Annotated in this window: 16 protein-coding genes; 7 read left to right on the forward strand and 9 right to left on the reverse strand. The window is 69.9% G+C overall.

Features of this window, described 5'->3' with window-relative positions:
* The first annotated feature begins 155 nt into the window (after positions 1 to 155).
* Entirely contained in the window at positions 156 to 965 is an 810-nt protein-coding gene (locus tag JDV09_RS12875; protein ID WP_221369528.1) for an SDR family NAD(P)-dependent oxidoreductase, read from the forward strand.
* A 107-nt stretch (positions 966 to 1,072) separates the two neighbouring features.
* Here the strand turns inward: JDV09_RS12875 and JDV09_RS12880 are convergent, their stop codons facing one another.
* Complete coding sequence (locus JDV09_RS12880) at positions 1,073 to 2,455, reverse strand: cytochrome P450 (protein WP_221369529.1); 1,383 nt, start codon at positions 2,453 to 2,455, stop codon at positions 1,073 to 1,075.
* Positions 2,456 to 2,504: 49 nt separating this feature from the next.
* Here JDV09_RS12880 and JDV09_RS12885 point away from each other — a divergent pair, with 49 nt between their 5' ends.
* Positions 2,505 to 3,155 (forward strand): TetR/AcrR family transcriptional regulator, encoded by a 651-nt coding sequence (locus JDV09_RS12885; RefSeq protein ID WP_221369530.1) that lies wholly within the window; start codon positions 2,505 to 2,507, stop codon positions 3,153 to 3,155.
* Positions 3,156 to 3,276: 121 nt separating this feature from the next.
* On the opposite strand, the gene JDV09_RS12890 is transcribed toward JDV09_RS12885, so the two are convergent.
* A complete protein-coding gene (locus JDV09_RS12890; protein WP_221369531.1) occupies positions 3,277 to 3,633 on the reverse strand; it encodes a heme-binding protein in 357 nt (118 codons plus the stop codon).
* 33 nt (positions 3,634 to 3,666) lie between these two features.
* Complete coding sequence (locus JDV09_RS12895; RefSeq protein WP_372452908.1) at positions 3,667 to 3,951, reverse strand: hypothetical protein; 285 nt, start codon at positions 3,949 to 3,951, stop codon at positions 3,667 to 3,669.
* Positions 3,952 to 4,578: 627 nt separating this feature from the next.
* Between JDV09_RS12895 and JDV09_RS12900 the strand changes: the two genes are divergently transcribed.
* The 3 genes from JDV09_RS12900 (at position 4,579) to JDV09_RS12910 (ending at position 10,952) form a co-directional block, all read left to right on the forward strand.
* Positions 4,579 to 9,168 carry an ATP-dependent helicase gene (locus JDV09_RS12900; protein WP_221369532.1) on the forward strand — a complete coding sequence of 1,530 codons (4,590 nt, stop codon included), beginning with the start codon at positions 4,579 to 4,581 and terminating at the stop codon, positions 9,166 to 9,168.
* Positions 9,168 to 9,920 (forward strand): endonuclease VIII Nei2, encoded by a 753-nt coding sequence (nei2, locus tag JDV09_RS12905; RefSeq protein ID WP_221369533.1) that lies wholly within the window; start codon positions 9,168 to 9,170, stop codon positions 9,918 to 9,920. The genes JDV09_RS12900 and nei2 overlap by 1 nt, the downstream gene beginning before the upstream one ends.
* Before the next feature lie 144 nt (positions 9,921 to 10,064).
* A complete protein-coding gene (locus JDV09_RS12910; RefSeq protein ID WP_221369534.1) occupies positions 10,065 to 10,952 on the forward strand; it encodes a hypothetical protein in 888 nt (295 codons plus the stop codon).
* A 152-nt stretch (positions 10,953 to 11,104) separates the two neighbouring features.
* On the opposite strand, the gene JDV09_RS12915 is transcribed toward JDV09_RS12910, so the two are convergent.
* Both JDV09_RS12915 and JDV09_RS12920 read right to left on the reverse strand, forming a co-directional pair.
* Complete coding sequence (locus JDV09_RS12915; protein ID WP_255605291.1) at positions 11,105 to 12,211, reverse strand: fatty acid desaturase family protein; 1,107 nt, start codon at positions 12,209 to 12,211, stop codon at positions 11,105 to 11,107.
* Between the two features lie 96 nt (positions 12,212 to 12,307).
* Complete coding sequence (locus tag JDV09_RS12920) at positions 12,308 to 13,378, reverse strand: ferredoxin reductase (RefSeq protein ID WP_221369535.1); 1,071 nt, start codon at positions 13,376 to 13,378, stop codon at positions 12,308 to 12,310.
* Between the two features lie 69 nt (positions 13,379 to 13,447).
* Here JDV09_RS12920 and JDV09_RS12925 point away from each other — a divergent pair, with 69 nt between their 5' ends.
* On the forward strand, positions 13,448 to 14,128 hold the full coding sequence (locus JDV09_RS12925) for a TetR family transcriptional regulator (RefSeq protein WP_221369536.1): 681 nt from the start codon (positions 13,448 to 13,450) through the stop codon (positions 14,126 to 14,128).
* Positions 14,129 to 14,138: 10 nt separating this feature from the next.
* Positions 14,139 to 14,918 (forward strand): enoyl-CoA hydratase/isomerase family protein, encoded by a 780-nt coding sequence (locus tag JDV09_RS12930; RefSeq protein ID WP_221369537.1) that lies wholly within the window; start codon positions 14,139 to 14,141, stop codon positions 14,916 to 14,918.
* A 133-nt stretch (positions 14,919 to 15,051) separates the two neighbouring features.
* Here JDV09_RS12930 and JDV09_RS12935 read toward each other — a convergent pair whose 3' ends face one another.
* The 4 genes from JDV09_RS12935 to JDV09_RS12950 all read right to left on the reverse strand — a co-directional run bounded on the left by JDV09_RS12935 (position 15,052) and on the right by JDV09_RS12950 (position 19,215).
* On the reverse strand, positions 15,052 to 15,822 hold the full coding sequence (locus JDV09_RS12935; RefSeq protein ID WP_221369538.1) for an SDR family NAD(P)-dependent oxidoreductase: 771 nt from the start codon (positions 15,820 to 15,822) through the stop codon (positions 15,052 to 15,054).
* On the reverse strand, positions 15,822 to 16,196 hold the full coding sequence (locus JDV09_RS12940) for an RNA-binding protein (RefSeq protein WP_372452909.1): 375 nt from the start codon (positions 16,194 to 16,196) through the stop codon (positions 15,822 to 15,824). Before JDV09_RS12940 ends, JDV09_RS12935 begins: the two co-directional genes overlap by 1 nt.
* Before the next feature lie 394 nt (positions 16,197 to 16,590).
* A complete protein-coding gene (locus tag JDV09_RS12945; protein ID WP_221369539.1) occupies positions 16,591 to 17,463 on the reverse strand; it encodes a pseudouridine synthase in 873 nt (290 codons plus the stop codon).
* A 6-nt stretch (positions 17,464 to 17,469) separates the two neighbouring features.
* Positions 17,470 to 19,215, reverse strand: a complete 1,746-nt coding sequence (locus JDV09_RS12950; RefSeq protein ID WP_221369540.1) for a glycerol-3-phosphate dehydrogenase/oxidase — start codon at positions 19,213 to 19,215, stop codon at positions 17,470 to 17,472.
* Between the last annotated feature and the right edge of the window lie 69 nt (positions 19,216 to 19,284).

Here is a 19,284-nt window from a genome sequence, read left to right on the forward strand (position 1 = left end):
CCAGCCGCTCACAATCAGCGTCGCGCGACAAGGCCTCCAAACCCGGCAACGAAACACCGATCAAGACCCATTAGCGCGCGGGTCTGTACGCCGACACGCCGCGAAGTGCGGGCATTTTGCGCGCGTTCGTCGCCGACGAGAGCACACTTCTGCACATGGACTTACACGGCAAGGCCGCCGTCGTCACCGGTGGTGCGTCGGGAATCGGACAGGCCCTGGCATACGCGCTGGCCGCCGATGGCGTGCGCGTCGTCGTCGGCGACCTCGACGAGGCAGGCGCCCACGCAACCGCGACGTCGATCCGGGAGTCCGGCGGTCAGGCGATGGCGCTGCGCGCCGATGCGGCCGACACCGAGGACATCGAAGGACTGCTCACGCTGGCCGCCAGCGAGTTCGATCCGGTCGACATCTACGTCGCCAACGCCGGCGTCATGGGCGCGCCGTCGCTGGGCGGCGAGGCCGACTGGGACTTCGTGCTCAACGTCAACCTGCGCGCCCACATCCGGGCGGCCCGGCTGCTGATCCCGCATTGGCAATCGACCGGATCCGGCTATTTCGTGTCGGTGGCCTCGGCGGCAGGCCTGTTGACCACCTTGGGCGCGGCCGGGTACTCGGTCAGCAAGCACGCCGCCGTGGGGTTCGCCGAGTGGCTGGCCATCACCTACGGAGACGACGGGATCGGGGTCAGCTGCGTGTGCCCGCTCGGGGTGGAGACGCAGATGATGCAGACCATCCGCGAGACCGACGATCCGGACGCGCGGCTGGGGGCATCGTCGATCGAGCAGTCGGCCGGGGTGATCAGCGCGGCCGACGTCGCGGCCGCCACGATCGAGGCGGTGCGCTCGGGGACGTTCATGGTGATGCCGCACCCCGAGCTGCTGGAGATGTACCGGCACAAGGGCGCCGATTACGACCGGTGGATCGACGGCATGCGCCGCTACCAGCGGACACTGCGGCAGCGCTGAGCGGCGACGAGCGCGCGGGATCTGCCGCGCGGCACGGCGTGTCGGCGTACAGACCCGCGCGCTCGCGCAACAGAGGCCACAGGGGCCCCGCGCAACGGAGGCACGCGCTAGAGAGGCCTGAGCGCAAGGTGGAAGTCCTTGGGCATCAACGTGAGCCGCTCGGCGACCTGCAACTGGTAGTCGGGATCCGCGGTCATCTCGTAACGGCGGAGCAGCACCGCGAGCAGCAGCACCGCCTCGTGTAGCGCGAACTGCCGCCCGATGCAGGATCTCGGCCCGGTACCGAACGGTTTGTACAGTCCGGCCGGCCTGGCCCGCACGTTCTCCGGCGCGAACCGGTCGGGGTCGAACGCGGCCGGCTCCGGGCCCCAGCGCGGATCGCGGTGCAGCGTCATCGTCAGCGCCAGCGCCCAGTCCCCTTTGCGCATCAGGTGTACACCGGCGAGGACGGTGTCCTCCCGCGCCTCCCGGTAGAACGCCGGCACGGTCGGGTGTAGCCGCAGCGCCTCGTCGAACACCCGCCGCACGTAACGCAGCTTGGCGATGTGCTCGAAGTCAGGCCGCTCGGCATCGCCCCATACCTCGTCGACCTCGGCGCGTGCCCGCTCGGCCGCACCGGGATGCTGCGACAGGAAGTAGAGCGCGAAAGACAATGCGCCCGAAGTGGTTTCATGTCCGGCGACGAGGAAGTTGATCAGCTGGTAGCGGATGTTGGACGGGTCCAGGTCGGAGACCAGCATCAGCTCGAGCAGGTCGTCGTGGTGGCCGAGACCCCCGCGCATCCGCTCGGCGACGATCTGGTCGGCCACCGCGTGCATCGCCGCGGCATGCCCACGGACCTTACGTTCGGCGCGCCGGGCCACGAACTTCGGCAGGAACGTCTGGCGCAGCGCGCCGACCTGGTCGCAGCCCTTCAGCCCGGCCACCATGTGCTCGACGAACGGGTGCGTCTGCTCGGATTGAAAGCAGCCGAACGGATGTCCGGCGGCGCACCGCCCGATGGTCTCCAACGTGGTGCGGGTGGCGTCGGCGGAGACGTCGACCGTCTCGCCGCGGGCGGCCCGGTCGTCCCACCGCGCGGTGAGTTCATCGGCGACGTCGAACATGATCGAGTGGTAGCGCCGCATCGCCTGTTGGCTGAAGGCGGGCATCAGGATGTCGTGGGCCTTCTGCCAGTTCGGTTCGTCGTTGTAGGCGGTGAACAGGCCGTCGCCGCCGAGCAGTCGCAACGCCTCGATGTCGGGGCCGACGTGCTTGCGGAACCGGGACTCGTCACAGAGTTCGACCACCGCGTCCGGGCCGGCGGCGACGACGTACTGTGCTCCCAGAAAGCGGAACTCGAACACCGGCCCGAGGTCGACCAGGGCCGTCATCGACTGTGACGGGCTGTCGGCCTTGAACGCCAGCACGTCGCCGAGCACCGGGATGCGCCGTCCCGGATGCGGCAGCGGAGGCAACGAGCGCAGGCGATCGGCGGTCGTGCCGGTCATGTCCCCAGCCTCCGCCGCTGTTATACATGTGTCAAGTAGTATCCCCCGCATGACCGACTCCCGACGGCGGCTCTCGCCCGACGACCGCCGCAACGAGCTGCTGGCGTTGGGCGCCGAGGTGTTCGGCCAGCGCCCCTACGACGAGGTGCGCATCGACGAGATCGCCGAGCGCGCCGGTGTCTCCCGGGCGCTGATGTATCACTACTTCCCCGACAAGCGGGCGTTCTTCGCCGCGGTCGTGCGCGCCGAGGGCGAACGGCTGTTCGAGGCCACCAACCCTCCGCGCCTACCGGGTCAGACGCTGTTCGGGCAGATCCGCGCCGGTGTGCTCGCCTACCTGCGCTACGACGAGGAGCATCCGCACGGCGCGTGGGCGGCCTACATGGGGATGGGTCGCGCGGACCCGGTGCTGCGCGGCATCGAGGACATCGACAACGACCGGCAGGCCAACCGGATCATCGACCGCGTGGGTGCCGCGGTCGGCGAGGCGCTGGACGCCAAGGTCGAGCGGGACCTGCGGGCCACCGTCTACGGGTGGCTGGCGTTCACCTTCGAGATGTGCCGGCAGCGGCTGATCGACCCGTCGCTGAACGCGGACCTGATCGCCGATATGTGCGCGCACGGCCTGCTCGACGCGGTCGGGCGGGTGCCGGGCATCCCGGCGGCACTGGCCGCCGCGGTGTCACCCGACGCGCGGTGACCGGGGCGCGCGGCGGCAGGGGCGCGCGGTGGCAGGGACGCGCCGTGATGGAGCGCGAGCGCGCGCTGTTGCACGGTTGGCGCGGCGCGCCGCCGTGCAAACACGCGCACCCGGGTGAGGGTCACATCTCCGGGACGGGGCGGTTACACCGGTTGCGGAAGTCCATGGTGGGCTGCCGGATGGCCTGCAGCTCGCCCTTGACCTGAGGATTCTGTTCCAGGAACTCCGCCAGGGCGACCTTACGCTGATCGGGCTCGAGGTCCTGGATGGTGCTGAAGAAGGCGTTGACCGGGGGATGGGTGTACAGGTACGCCGTCATCCCGGCCATCACCCCCGTCATGACTCCCGCCAAGTCCGCCGACGTACAGTTCGGCGGCTCCGCAGGCTGTGCGCCGGCCGGCGCGGCGGCGCCCAGCAGCACGGCACCGGCACCGAGTGCCACCGCGATCGCACGGCGCGCAGAGATCCAATCACCCATGTCGTTCTCCTTCAGATCAGTTCAGTGCCGTCGTCAGCCGCGTCCCGGCCGGTGGCCGATTCCCGGGCGTCCCAGATCGATGCCGAAGCCGATACCCCACACGTTGTTGCAGCCGTACCAGTCATTGCTGCACGGGTAGGGCACATACGGCCCGCTCGACCCGCTGGGCCCCTCTCCGGTGTCCGCTCCGCGGACCTCGCCCTGCGAACAGATGGTCGTCCCACCCGAACTGGTGCAGTCGGCGGCAGCCGTCGGCGCAAAGGCCAGCGCGGGGAGGATCAGGACGGGCGCCAGAAGTGCATACGCCAACCGCATCATTCACTCCATCCTGCTTCGGTGTGGCGGGTTGTTCTCCGTCCCCTCGATCCTAGACCCGGCACCGTGGTATGAACCCCCGTCGTGACGACCGATATTCCGTCTGGCGAGCCGATATCGCCTACCCCGGGTCAATGGTCCGGCATTTCGAACCCTGCCGCGCCGGATGAGCGTAATGTTCAAGGTGCCCGGGGCCACCGTGGTCGGCCACCCTAGCGGTCGGCCACCGCGTGACCTCGGGCGCTTCTCGTCTCAAGCGGACCGTCCGGCGAAAATCGTTCGCCCAAGAGACTTTTCAATGCTCGTACGCCCGCGGCGTCGGATCGGGACAACCTGTTCACAGCCTGTACGGAGTCGGCTGCCAGGAATGGGCTACAGCTCACGAAGCGAAGCCTTGCTTAGGTCACGCCCGCTGGAACCGGCGCCGCACGCGCGCCGGGGTGGCCGAGCGCGTGCCGGGGTGACACGATCGCGCGCTGGTCCGGCGCGAGCGCGCGCTGTTGCACGGCTGGCGCGGCGCGCCGCGGTGCCAACACGCGCGCTCGCGCCAGGTTCCCAGTGGTAGGTAATCAGCGGCAGGTACCCGGCGGCTGGTACCCAGGTGTCGGACCGGGTTGGCACCATGGAGGGATGTCCGGCACCACCGACCCGCTGAGCCGCTTCAGCGCGCTCACCCGCGAGTGGTTCACCGGCACCTTCGTCGCGCCGACGCCCGCCCAGGCGCAGGCCTGGAACGCCATCGCCGACGGGGACAACACGCTGGTCATCGCCCCGACCGGGTCGGGCAAGACGCTGGCGGCGTTTCTGTGGGCGATCGACCGACTCGCGGGCGCGGACGCCTCGGGCACCCGGGTGCTCTACATCTCCCCGCTCAAGGCGCTGGCCGTCGACGTGGAACGCAACCTGCGCACGCCGTTGACCGGGATTTCCCGCATCGCCGAGCGCACCGGCCAGCAGCCGCCGAAGATCAGCGTCGGCGTGCGCTCGGGCGACACCACACCCGCCAAGCGACGCGAGCTGATCACCAAACCACCCGACATCCTGATCACCACCCCGGAGTCGCTGTTCCTGATGCTGACCTCGGCGGCCCGCGACACTCTGGCCGGCGTGCAGACCGTCATCGTCGACGAGGTGCACGCGGTGGCGGCCACCAAGCGGGGCGCGCACCTGGCGCTGTCGTTGGAGCGGCTGGACGCGATGTTGGAGAAGCCCGCGCAGCGCATCGGGCTGTCGGCGACGGTGCGTCCACCCGAAGAGGTGGCCCGGTTTCTCACCGGAGCCGGCGGGCCGGCGACATCCAGGCCAGGAGCCGGCGGGCCGGCGACATCGAGCCCAGGGGCAATCCGGCCGGCGACCATCGTCGCGCCGCCGGCGGCCAAGACGTTCGACCTGGCCGTGCAGGTCCCGGTCCCCGACATGGCCAACCTCGAGGACAACTCGATCTGGCCCGACGTCGAGGAGCGCATCGTCAACCTGATCGAGGCGCACCGGTCCTCGATCGTGTTCGCCAATTCCCGGCGGCTGGCGGAGCGGCTCACCGCCCGGCTCAACGAGATCCACGCCGAACGCACCGGCGTCGAGCTCGGGGCGCGCAACCCGACCGTGGCCGGCGGCGCGCCCGCGCACATCATGGCCAGCGGCCAGACCTATGGCGCCGAACCCGTGCTGGCCCGCGCGCACCACGGCTCGGTGTCCAAGGAGGCCCGCGCCGAGGTCGAGGACGCGCTCAAGAGCGGACGCCTGCGCGCTGTCGTCGCGACGTCGAGCCTGGAGCTGGGCATCGACATGGGCGCGGTCGACCTGGTGATCCAGGTGGAGACGCCGCCGTCGGTGGCCAGCGGCCTGCAGCGCATCGGTCGGGCCGGACACCAGGTCGGCGAGATCAGCCAGGGTGTGCTGTTCCCCAAGCACCGCACCGACCTGATCGGCTGCGCGGTCAGTGTGCAGCGCATGCTGGCCGGCCAGATCGAGACCATGAAGGTGCCGGCCAATCCGCTCGACGTGCTGGCCCAGCACACCGTCGCGGCGTGTGCGCTGGAGCCGGTCAACGCCGATGCCTGGTTCGACGTCGTGCGGCGCAGCGCCCCGTTTGCGACGTTGCCGCGCAGCGCATTCGAGGCGACGCTGGATCTGCTGTCGGGCAAGTACCCGTCGACCGAGTTCGCCGAGCTGCGACCGCGCATCGTCTACGACCGCGACACCGGAACCCTGACCGCCCGGCCCGGCGCGCAGCGACTGGCGGTCACCTCCGGCGGCGCGATCCCCGACCGCGGACTGTTCACCGTCTTCCTGGCCTCGGATTCCGAGAACCCCTCGCGGGTGGGTGAACTCGACGAAGAGATGGTCTACGAGTCGCGGCCCGGCGACGTGATCTCGCTGGGCGCGACGAGCTGGCGGATCACCGAGATCACCCACGACCGGGTGCTGGTCGTACCCGCCCCCGGCGAGCCGGCCCGGCTGCCGTTCTGGCGCGGCGACGGCGTCGGACGGCCCGCCGAGCTGGGCGCGGCGATCGGCGCGTTCACCGGCGCCCTGGCCCGGCTGGACCGTCCGTCATTCGAAACGCGCTGCCAGGAGGTTGGTTTCGACGCGTTCGCCACCGACAACCTGTGGCAGCTCATCGACGAGCAGCGTGCCGCGACCTCGTCGGTGCCGTCGGACACCACCCTGGTGGTGGAACGCTTCCGCGACGAGCTCGGCGACTGGCGGATCATTCTGCACTCGCCCTACGGGTTGCGGGTGCACGGGCCGCTGGCGCTGGCGGTCGGCAAGCGGCTCTACGACCGCTACGGGATCGACGAGAAGCCCACCGCGTCCGACGACGGCATCATCGTGCGGCTGCCCGACACCGACGAATCCGCGCCGGGAGCCGACATCTTCGTCTTCGATCCCGACGAGATCGAGCCGCTGGTCACCACCGAGGTCAGCGGCTCGGCGCTGTTCGCATCCCGGTTCCGCGAGTGCGCCGCCCGGGCGCTGCTGCTGCCGCGCCGCCATCCCGGCAAGCGCTCACCGCTGTGGCATCAGCGCCAACGCGCCGCGCAACTGCTCGACGTGGCGCGCCACTACCCCGACTTCCCGATCGTCCTGGAGGCGGTGCGCGAGTGCCTGCAGGACGTCTACGACGTGCCGACGCTGACCGCGCTGATGGGCCGTATCGCCTCGCGCCGGGTTCGGTTGCTCGAGGTCGAGACCGCGACGCCGTCGCCGTTCGCGGCATCGCTGCTGTTCGGCTACGTCGGCGCGTTCATGTACGAGGGCGACAGCCCACTGGCCGAACGGCGTGCGGCCGCACTGGCTTTGGATCCCACGCTGCTGGCCGAGCTGCTGGGCCGGGTCGAACTGCGTGAGCTGCTCGACGCCGAGGTGATCGCCTCAACCGAGCGGCAGCTGCAGCACCTGGCGCCGGACCGGTTGGTTCGCGATGCGGAGGGGGTGGCCGACCTACTGCGCATGCTCGGCCCGCTGACCGCCGGTGAGGTCGCTTTGCGTTGCACGGCCGCCGATGTCGGCGGCTGGCTCGAGGGGCTGCTGTCGGCCAAGCGCGCGCTGCCGGTGTCGTTCGCCGGACAGACGTGGTGGGCGGCGGTGGAGGACATCGGCCGGTTACGCGACGGGGTCGGCGTCGCGGTGCCCGTCGGGGTGCCGATGGCCTTCCTGGAGCCGGTCGTCGACCCGCTGGGCGAACTGCTTTCGCGGTACGCCCGCACCCGCGGGCCGTTCACCACCGCCGACGCCGCCGCCCGGTTCGGGCTGGGGCTGCGGGTGGCCGGTGACCTGCTGGCCCGGCTGACGGTCGACGGGAAGCTGGTGCGCGGCGAGTTCACCGATGTGCCCACCGATGTCGCCGGGGTCGAGCAATGGTGCGACGCCGAGGTGCTGCGCATCCTGCGGCGCCGCTCGCTGGCTGCGTTGCGCGCGCAGATCGAGCCGGTGTCCACCGCGGCGCTGGGCCGGTTCCTGCCGTCCTGGCAGATGCTGGGCACCGATGCGGTATCCGGGGTCGACGGCCTGGCCGCGGTGATCGACCAGCTGGCCGGGGTGCCGATGCCCGCCTCGGCGGTGGAGCCGCTGATCTTCGGCCAGCGGGTTCGCGACTACCAGCCCGGGATGCTCGACGAACTGCTCGCCTCCGGCGAGGTGCTGTGGTCTGGGGCGGGGGCGCTGTCGGCCTCCGACGGCTGGGTGGCCTTCCATCCGACCGATACCGCGCCGCTGTCGCTGTCTGCGCCCGATGGTCTGGAGTTGGCGGACGTACACCGGGCGGTCTTGGACGCGTTGGGCGGTGGTGGGGCCTACTTCTTCCGCCAGCTGGCCGTCGACGGCGTGGCTGGTGATGAGCTCAAAGAGGCATTGTGGCAACTGATCTGGGCCGGTTACGTGAGTGGGGACACGTTCGCCCCGGTGCGTGCCCTGCTGACGGGGGCGCGGGGGCAGGGCTCACGCCGGCCGTCGGCACCATCACATCGGCACCGGCGTGCGCCGCGGCTGAGCCGCTACAGCCTGAGCTCCAGCGCGCTGTCGCACCGTGACACCGACCCGACGGTGTCGGGCCGGTGGTCGGCCTTGCCTTCGGCCGAAACCGACACCACGGTGCGGGCGTCGTTCCTGGCCGATCAGCTGCTGGCCCGCCACGGCGTGCTGACCAAGGGCGCGGCGGCCGCCGAGAACGTGCCGGGCGGGTTCGCGTCGCTGTACAAGGTGCTGACCGCGATGGAAGAGGCCGGCCGTTGTCAGCGTGGCTATTTCGTCGAATCGCTGGGCGGGGCGCAGTTCGCGACGGCCAGCACCGTGGACCGGCTGCGGGCCCACGCCGACAGCATCGACGACCAGCGTGGCGCACTGCGTGCAGTCGCCCTGGCGGCCACCGACCCGGCCAACCCGTTCGGTGCCGCGCTGGCGTGGCCGACCCGCGAGGACGCCGACACCGCGCATCGGCCCGGCCGTAAGGCTGGGGCGTTGGTGGTGCTCGTCGACGGGGCGTTGGCGTGGTTCGTCGAGCGCGGCGGACGGTCACTGCTGAGCTTCACCGACGACTCCGAGACACTGAACGCCGCCGCGGCCGCGCTGGCCGAACTGGTAACCCGGCAACGGGTTCCGGCGCTGCTGGTGGAGCGCATCGACGGAGTCCCGGTGCTCGAGAACCGGGACTCGGCAGTGGCCGAAGCACTGGTGGCGGCGGGATTCGCCCGCACGCCACGCGGGCTGCGACTGCGCTGATGCCCGAGGGCGACACCGTCTTCCGCACCGCGGCCAAGCTGCGTGAGGCGCTGGTCGGCAAGACCCTGACCCGCTGCGACGTCCGGGTGCCGCGCTACGCGACCGTCGACCTGACCGGACACACCGTCGACGAGGTGCTCACCCGCGGCAAGCACCTGTTCATCCGGGTCGGGCCGGCCAGCATCCACTCACACCTGAAGATGGACGGGGCATGGGTGATCGGGCGGGTGCGCTCGGCGCCGCACAAGGTGCGGATCGTGCTGGAGACCGACGGCGCCCGCGCGTCCGGCGTCGACCTCGGCGTGCTGGAGATCCTCGACCGGGCCACCGACACCGACGTCGTGGCCCACCTCGGCCCGGACCTGCTCGGCCCGGACTGGTCGGCCGAAACCGCCACCGCCAATCTGATGGCCGATCCCGACCGCCCGCTGGCCGAGACGCTGCTGGACCAGCGGGTGATGGCCGGAGTCGGCAATGTCTATGCCAACGAACTGTGTTTCGTGTTCGGGCTGCGCCCCGGCACCGCCGTCGCCGAGGTGGCCGACCCGCACCGGCTCGTCAGCCGCGCGCAGCAGATGTTGTGGGCCAACCGGTTACGTCTCAATCGCACCACCACCGGCGACACCCGGCCGGGCCGCGACGTATGGGTCTACGGGCGGGCCGGGCTGCCCTGCCGGCGCTGCGGCACCGTCGTCGAGACGGACCGCTCAGGCGACCGGGTCACCTTCTGGTGCCCGTCCTGCCAGCGCTGACACTCCCGCCTTCTCGCCGAAACGGCACGCCCGCCTTCTCGCCGAAATGGCATTCCAGCAGGGAATTTTCGAGTTATCCACAGCCTAGCTGCGATCTCGGCAGCCGAGGCGGTTTATGTCGGTGCCCGTGCCCACGATCCGGTCATGGACGAAATTCTCATCGGCACCGAGGCGGTCGCGAACGGCGTGGTGACCCGCCACCAACTTCAGCGCTGGTATCGGCCGGTCTTCCGCAACGTTCACGCGCCCGTTGACCATCCGCTCACGCTGCGGGACCGCACCGAAGCCGCGTGGCTGTGGTCGTCACGCAATGCCGTCGTCACGGGGCTCGCCGCGGCGGCGCTCTACGGATCGCGGTGGATCGATGACGACGTCGACATCGAATTGATCCACGCCTATCCCCGGCAGCCCCGAGGCATCGTTACCCGCAACGATCGGATCGGCGGCGACGAGTGGGCGGAGGTCGACGGTCTGCCGGTAGCCACGCCGGCACGCACCGCATTCGACCTCGGACGGTTCCAGCCCGACCGGGTGGCACGTCTCGATGCACTGATGCAGGCGCGTCCGTTCTCGACCGAGGACGTCATGCTGCTGGCAAAGCGCTACCGTGGTGCGCGAGGCGTGGCACTGCTGAAGGCGGCCCTACCCCTGGTCGATGGCGGGGCCCAGTCACCGATGGAGACGTTCTGGCGGCTGCTCGTCACCGATGCAGGATTTCCCCCGCCGACTACCCAGATTCCGGTGTTCGACGAATTCGGCCAGCACGTACGCACACTCGACTTCGGCTGGGAGAAGTTCAGAGTCGCGGTCGAATACGACGGCGAGCAGCACCAATCCGATCGCGGGCAGTACCTCAAAGACCGTTGGGCCCTGCCCGCTTTGGCCCGGCTGGGCTGGAACGTCATCGGCGTCGTCAAAGAAGACGACCCCGTCACCGCCCTGCAACGACTCCACCGCGCGATGACCGCCCGTGGCTGGCGCGGCACGGTGCAGATCCCTCGCTACGCCTACCGGCGCCACGACTGGTCCTGACGCCCACCCCGCCGAGCACCGGCCCGCCCTGAGCGCCGGCCCGCCCGAGCACCGGCCCGCCCTAAGCGCCGAAATGGCATTCCAGCAGCCAAAGTTCGAGTAGATACCTGCCGGAATGCCAGTTCGCGCAATCGGGCGCTAGCGACCCGGGCCTACCGACCCGGCAGTGCCAGCCGGACGATCTTGCGCACCACGGTCGCGAACTGTCGCGGCAGCGGCCCGGTGTTGTAGGGCACGCCGTAGCGGCCGCAGATGTCGCGCACCTGCACCGAGATCTCCGCGTGCCGATGCGCGGGGATGTCCGGGAACAGGTGGTGCTCGATCTGGAAGGACAGGTTGCCCGACAGGATGTGGAACAACCGGCCGCCGGTCAGGTTCGCCGAGCCGAGGATCTGCCGGAAGTACCACTGCCCCCGTGATTCGGCCTTGGTCTCCTCGATGGAGAACTCCTGCACGTCCTCGGGGAAGTGGCCACAGAAGATGATCATGTACGACCACACGTTGCGCATCAGATTGGCGGTCAGATTGCCGGCGAACACCCACAGTGCGAACGGCCCGGCCAGCAGCGGGAAGGCGACGTAGTCCTTGAGCGTCTGCGTCTTCGTCTTGTCCCAGATGCCCCGCAGCACCTCACGCTTGTCGGCCAGCGAGATCTCGCCGTTGCGGATGCGCTCGGTCTCGAGTTCGTGCAGCGCGACGCCGTACTGGAACAGCACCATCAACAGGAACGCGTACACCGGGTTGCCGAGGAAGTACGGCCGCCACTTCTGGTCTGCGCTCATTCGCAGGATGCCGTAGCCGATGTCGCGGTCGAGCCCGACGATGTTGGTGTAGGTGTGGTGCATGTAGTTGTGCGAGTGCCGCCATTGCTCGGCGGGACACGCGGTGTCCCACTCGAATCCGCGGCTGGAGATGGCCGGATCGCCCATCCAGTCGTACTGGCCGTGCATGACGTTGTGGCCGATCTCCATGTTGTCGATGATCTTGCTCAGGCCCAGCATCGCGGTGCCGGCCAGCCAGAACGGCGGGAAGATGCCGCCGAACAGCAGGGCCCGGCCGCCAACCTCGAGGGTGCGCTGCGCCTTGATCATCCGGCGGATGTAGGCGGCGTCGCGCTCGCCGAGGTCGGCGATGACGCGGTCCTTGAGCTCATCGAGTTCACGGCCGAACGCCTCGGCCTGCTCGGGGGTCAGTGTGACGGTCTTGCCGGCGACGGTCTTGGTGATCGTGCGGGCCGGGGCGGGAATGGTGGTGGTCATGGTGGTTACCTCTCTTCCGCCGAGATGGCAGCCAGGCTGGGCATCACTCGTGATTCCGCTGCTGGAATGCCATTTCGGCGCATCGGGGGGATGGATTCAGAGGGCGACGTCGACGTCGCCGACGGGTGCGGACACGCAGATCTGCACGTCCTCGGCATCGGTGGACGACACCGAGCCGGTGATCACGTTGCGCACCGCACCGCTGGTCTTGCGGCGCGTGCAGGAGAAGCAGATACCCATCCGGCATCCGCTCTCCGGGGCCAGGCCGGCCGCTTCGGCCTGGGCGAGCAGCGTCGTCCCGTCGTCGGTGACCTCGAGGCCGCTGTCGGTGAAAGTGACCCGCCCGCCGGATGTTTCACCGGAGAAGACAGGTGGCACGAAGCTCTCGGCCGCCGCGTCGGGGTACACCGCCCGGACGGCGTCGACCAGTGCGGGCGGCCCGCACACATCGACCCGGGTCTGTCCGGCGTACCGCGCAGGTCCCAGTTCCGGACCGAAGCGGCCGGGCAGGTCGGAGCCCTCGGGCGATCGGGTGTATCCGTGCAGCACCGTCACATTGGGCATGGCGGCGGCGATCTCGGCGAGCTCCTCGCGGTAGCAGGCCTCCTGCGCGGAGCGCGCGTAGTGCACGAAGACGATCTCCCCGGTGTGCCGCCGCGCCTGCAGGGTGCGCAGCATCGACATCACCGGGGTGATCCCGCTGCCGCCGGAGATCAGCAGGATCCGGCCGGCCGGTGCGTCGGGCAGAGCCAAGTCGGGCAGGGTGAAGTCGCCGCCGACGGAGTCGAGGCCGACGACCATGCCGACCCGGGCGTGCTCGACGAGGTAGGTCGAGACCAGCCCGCCGTCGTGGCGGCCGATCGTGAGCTCGATGAACCGGCTGTCCTCGGCGTTGGCCGGTGAGTACGGCCGGGTGCGGCGACGCCCGTCGATCTCGACGGACAGGTTGATGTGCTGGCCGGCGCGAAAACCGGTGAAGGCGCGGTTGGGTGCCAGCGTCAGCGTGACGCTGCGCGGCGTGGCGCGTCGCACCCCCACCACCCGGGCGCGGGCCTCGCCGCGCGTCCAGGTGGGGTCGACCAGCTCGGTGTAGCGGTCGACGCCGTGCGGACCGGTCAGCAGGTCCAGCAACGCGGACCGCCGCTTGGTCAATGTTTGAGTGAACATGTGTATACCGTGCGCCGCGATTGCCCAGCACGTCAACGGATCGATCCAGGTTGTGGTAGGTTTCACATAGTGAACAGTCGTACGCCCAGCTCACGTTCGGGCCGGTCCAGCCGGTCCAGGTCGAGGGATTCCGACGAGCGGCTGTCCCGCGAGGAGCGCAAGGAGGCCACCCGGCGCGCGATCGTCGCCGCCGCGCTGCACCTGCTCGCCGAGCAGAGTTTCAGCGCGCTGAGCCTGCGAGAGGTCACCCGGGAGGCGGGCATCTCCCCGGCGGCGTTCTACCGCCACTTCGAGTCGATGGAGGCGCTCGGGCTGGTGCTGATCGACGAGTCGTTTCGCACCCTGCGCGACATGCTGCGCGGTGCGCGCGCCGGCAAGCTCGATCCGACCCGCGTCATCGAGTCCTCGGTCGACATCCTGGTCGACGGTGTGCAGGCACGCCGTGAACACTGGCGCTTCATCGGCCGCGAACGCTTCAGCGGCGTGACCGTGCTGCGCTACGCGATCCGCACCGAGATCCGTTTGATCACCTCCGAGTTGGCCATCGACCTGGCCCGCTTCCCCGGCCTGAACACCTGGAGCACCGAGGACCTCAACATCCTGGCCGGGGTGTTCGTCAACTCGATGATCGTCATCGCCGAATCCTTGGAGGACGCGACCGATCCCGCCGCGGTCGCCGAGATCAAGCGGATCGCCGTCAAACAACTCCGGATGATCACCATCGGCGTGGCGGGCTGGCGCAGCAGCTAGCGTGACGGGCATGGCGCCCGTTCTGGAAATGACACATCCGCGGCCCGAGATCGCGGTCCTGGCCCTCAACCGGCCGGACAAGCTCAACGCGCTGTCCTACGAACTCGTCGAGGACCTGCACCGCACGCTCGACGCGGTCGCCGCCGACAACGTCTGCCGGGTCGTCGTGCTGACCGGCGCGGGACGCGGGTTCTGCTCGGGGCTGGACCTGTCGGCGCCCAGCCCGCCGGAGGCCGGCGGCGGCACCGAATTCCCCCGCTCGGGCATGCGCTGGCAGGAGCGCATCGCCGACCTCACCGCCAAGATCCACCGGCTGCGTCAGCCGGTTATCGCCGCGGTCAACGGCGTCGCCTACGGCGGCGGGTTCGGCATCGCGCTGGCCTGCGACCTGCGCATCGCGGGACCCTCGGCGAAGTTCTGCACGCAGTTCATCAAGCTCGGGCTCGGCGGGTGCGACATCGGCGTCAGCTACACCCTGCCCCGCATCGTCGGCGCCGGGCCGGCGTTCGACCTGATCCTGACCGCGCGCGCCGTCGACGCCCAGGAGGCGCTGCGGCTCGGGCTGGTGTCCCGGCTGGTCGACGACCCCGTTCAGGAGGCGCTGGACGTCGCCGAAACCCTCTGCGGCTACGGCAAGTTCGGCGTGGAGTCGACCAAGCAGGTGCTGTGGGCCAACCTCGACGCAACCAGCCTCGAGTCGGCGCTGCACCTGGAGAACCGCAGCCAGATCCTGGCGTCGACGAGCGGGGAGATGCGCGAAGCCGCCTCGGCCGTGCTGCGCAAGACCTGACCGACCCTGTGCCGAAATGGCATTCCAGCAGAAAAAGTGCGAGAAGGCGCCTGCTGGAATGCCAGTTCGGCGAAAGGCCGGGCCGAAAGGCCGGGCGGTAGCCTGGGCTTTCGGCGGGGGGTAGCCCGGGCTTTCAGCGGGGGGTTCCGCCGCCGTCGACCATGATCACCTGGCCGGTCATATAGCTGCCGGCGTTGGACGTCAACAGCAGTGCCGCGCCGACCATTTCGTCGGCGTTGGCCAGCCGGCCCAGCAACGTGTCGCCCACCATGCCGTCGATTGCCTCCCGCGGGTTCTTGCGCATCATGTCGGTGTCGACCGGCCCCGGCGCCAGCGCGTTGACCCGGATTCCGTCACCGACGAGCTCGGCGGCCATCGAGCGGGTGAACGACATCAACGCGGCCTTCATCGACGCGTAGATGGACAGCATCGGCGCGAAGATGAACGCCCCGACGCTGACCATGTTCAGAATCGACGCGTGCGGGCTGGCCTTCAGGTGCGGCAGCGCCTCCTGCACCAGCATCACCGGCCCGCGCAGGTTCACCTCGAAAGACTTGGTGAGCGCGTCGACGGTGATGTGCCCCAACGGCTGGGCCAACGGGTTGGCTGCGTTGTTCACCAGCACGTCGATCCCGCCGAACACGGCGACCGTGCGCTCGACCAGCGCGGCGAGGTCGTCGACGTCCCCGAGGTGCGTGGGCACCCCGATCGCCTGTCCGCCCAGGTCACGCAGGTGCTGCGCCGCCCACGCGCACGCATCGGGCTTGCGGCTGGCCACCACGACATGCGCACCGGCCAGCACATAGCCCTCAGCCAGCGCCAACCCGATGCCGCGCGTACCGCCGGTGACGATGACGGTCCGGCCCGACATGTCGAACAGCCGATCGAACTGTGTGCGGTCCATCAGATGCAACCGCCGACACTGATCCGGCGCCCGACATCGGCGCAGACGGCGACGTCGGGCCGATAGCCGTAGCCGTAGCCGTAGTCATACGCCGGCGGCGGCGGCGGAGGCGGAGGCGGAGGCGGAGGGGGCGGGGGCGGTGGTGGCGGCGCCCCGGGTGGCGGTGGGGGCGGCGGCGGCGGTGGTGGGGGCGGCGGAGGAGGCGGGGGCGGCACGTAGTTCATCTCCCACAGCGGATCCGAACACCCGGTGACGTCGACGTGCACGCCGCCGATGGATCCGCATATCGCGTGCGCGGGCGGGGCGGACACCACGGCGGGGCCGAACCCGCCCAGTACGACCGCCACCGCCGCGACGAGCCATGTCTCGCGCAACTCTGCTCCTTCGGCTATCCGGCGGCCCTCGCCGCCGACCACGATTGTCGCAGCCGGCGGCCGATCCGGGGGCTGAACGCGTCCCCCGTGCCCATATACCCGGCGGACTCCGCGGCCTCGGCGAGTTTGCCAGTTCTGGACGTGCGAGCCCGCGGTGCGGGTATCGCCACAGCACGGCGGCGCCACCACTACGGCCGGCTCGGGAACCCACTTCGTAGCGGTATCAGCCGTACCCCGGCAAAGTCGGCTGCCCGGCAGATCGCCTGCCCGGCAGCACCCCCAGCAGCCCGGCGACTCGGTCAGCGAACCGCCGGCCGATGTCGTAGATTTTTGTGCGCAGTGTGCGCTCAGATCGCAAAGCGTGCGCCGAGGGGATTTGCGATCTGAGCGCAGACTAGCCCGACGCGAGCCGCCGGGAGCTGTCGAACCGGCGCCGCGTCCCGGTCAACGGGTCGACGAACTCCAGCGTCTTGGCCAGAAGTCTCAGTGGGCAGGAGAAGTCGTCCGCCGCCACCTCCACAACCTTCGGGTACAACGGATCTCCGGTGATCGGAAGACCCAGCGACGCCATGTGGACCCGCAACTGGTGGGTCCGTCCGGTCCGCGGTGTGAGCCGGTAGAGTCCGGCGCCCAGCTGTTCGACCAGCGTCTCGGCGTTCGGCTCCCCCGGCTCCTCGATCGCCTGTAACGAGCCGCGCCGCTTGATGATTCGGCTGACCACGGTGCGGGGGAAAGCGAGGTCGGCAGCCGAACTCGAGTGCGCCAGGTACGTCTTGCGCACGCGCCCCGCCGCGAACATGCTCTGATAGGCGCCGCGCACCTGCGGACGCACCGTGAACAGCAGCACCCCGGCGGTGAGCCGGTCCAGCCGGTGCGCCGGGCTCAGCTCCGGCAATCCCAGGTCGCGGCGCAGCCGTACCAGCGCGGTCTGAACGACGTGACCGCCGCGTGGCATGGTGGCCAGGAAGTGCGGCTTGTCCACCACCAGGATGTCGTCGTCGCGGTGGATCACCGGAACGTCGAAGGGTACCTCCACCTCGTCGGGCAGGTCACGGTAGAGGTACACCACCGCCCCGGCGGGCAGCACGGTCGTCGCATCGGCCACCGCGCCATCGGCGCAGAACACTTCGCCGGCAAGAACTTTCGAACCGGCACCCCACCGGCGCTGGAATTCCTGGTGAACATTGCCACCGTGCATCCGCACCCGGGACGGCCCGATGCCCTCGAAGCCCGGGCGAATCGGCAACGCATCGGCGGGGCGGTCCATCCGGGCTCAGTTCAGCGGCACGGGTTCGAGGATCTCCGCGCGGGCCTCCGGCGCGGCCGCTCGCAACGCGTCGGCGGAAGCGTCGTCGGGCTGCCGTTGCGAGAGCACCTCGGCCTCCACCCGGGCCAGGTAGGTCGCCACCTCGCGGTCGATGTCCTGTGCGCTCCAGCCCAGCACGGGCGCAACGACTTCGGCGACCTCACGGGCACAGTCCACCCCACGGTGCGGGTACTCGATCGAGATCCGCATCCGGCGGGCCAGGATGTCCTCCAGGTGCAGCGCCCCCTCGGCCGCCGCGGCGTAGGCCGCCTCGACCTTGAGGTAGACCGGCGCGTCGGTGATCGGCGCCAGCAGTTCCGGACGGTCCTCGGCCAGCTGCAACACCTCGCCGATGAGCGAACCGTAACGGTCGAGCAGGTGGCGCACCCGGTACGGGTGCAGACCGTAATACGCTCCCACGCTTTGGGTTTGATTGACCAACGCGAAGTATCCGTCGGCACCCATCAGCGGCACCTTCTCGGTGATCGAACGCGCCACCCGGGTGGGGACGAACTCGGCCGCGGCGTCGATCGCGTCCTCGGCCATCACCCGGTAGGTGGTGTACTTTCCGCCCGCGATCGCGACCAGCCCCGGCGCGGGCACCGCCACCGCGTGCTCGCGGGACAGCTTGGAGGTCTCCTCGCTCTCGCCGGCCAACAACGGACGCAGACCCGCGTACACGCCGTCGATGTCGTCGTGGGTCAGCGGCGTCGCCAGCACGGTGTTGACGTGGCCCAGGATGTAGTCGATGTCGGCTTTCGTCGCGGCCGGGTGCGCGAGGTCGAGGTTCCAGTCGGTGTCGGTGGTGCCGATGATCCAGTGCGTGCCCCACGGGATGACGAACAGCACCGACTTCTCGGTACGCAGGATGATCGCGACCTCGCTGACGATCCGGTCGCGCGGCACCACGATGTGCACTCCCTTGGAGGCGCGGACCCGGAACCGGCCGCGCTGCCTGGACAGCGCCTGGATCTCGTCGGTCCACACCCCGGTCGCGTTGACGACGACGTGGCCGCACACGTCGGTGACCGCGCCGTCCTCGGAGTCGCGCACCCGTACCCCGGTGACCCGGTCGCCCTCCCGCAGCAGGTCCACCACCTGCGACGACGTGCGCACCACCGCACCGTAGTGGGCCGCGGTGCGCGCCACCGTCATCGTGTGCCTGGCGTCGTCGACGACGGTGTCGTAGTAGCGGATGCCGCCGATCAGCGCCGAGCGCTTCAACCCCGGCGACAGCCGCAGCGCCCCGGCGCGGGTCAGATGCTTTTGCGCCGGAACCGATTTGGCGCCGCCGAGCTGGTCGTAGAGCATGATGCCGGCCGCCACATACGGCCGTTCCCACCACCGGTTGGTCAGCGGGAACAGAAACGGCAGCGGCTTGACCAGATGCGGGGCCAGCGTCGTCAGCGACAGCTCGCGCTCGTGCAGCGCCTCGCGCACCAGGCCGAACTCCAGCTGTTCGAGATAGCGCAGGCCGCCGTGGAACATCTTGCTGCTGCGGCTCGAGGTGCCCGACGCGAAGTCACGGGCCTCGACGAGGGCCACCTTGAGCCCACGCGTCGCGGCGTCCAGCGCGGCACCCGCGCCGACCACGCCGCCGCCGATCACGACGATGTCGAACTGCTCGCTGCCGAGCCGCTCCCAGGCCCGGCTGCGCTGCTCGGGGCCCAGGAATGTCTGGCCGTTGCCCGGCGCGGGGATCGGGTCACTCACGCTTACCGACTCCTCGTTTGTTACTCGTCAGTACGGCTGTCGGTCCCAGGTTACGTGTCCGTCCCGCTC

It is taken from the genome of Mycolicibacterium xanthum, assembly GCF_019710635.1.
GTDB lineage: Bacteria > Actinomycetota > Actinomycetes > Mycobacteriales > Mycobacteriaceae > Mycobacterium > Mycobacterium xanthum.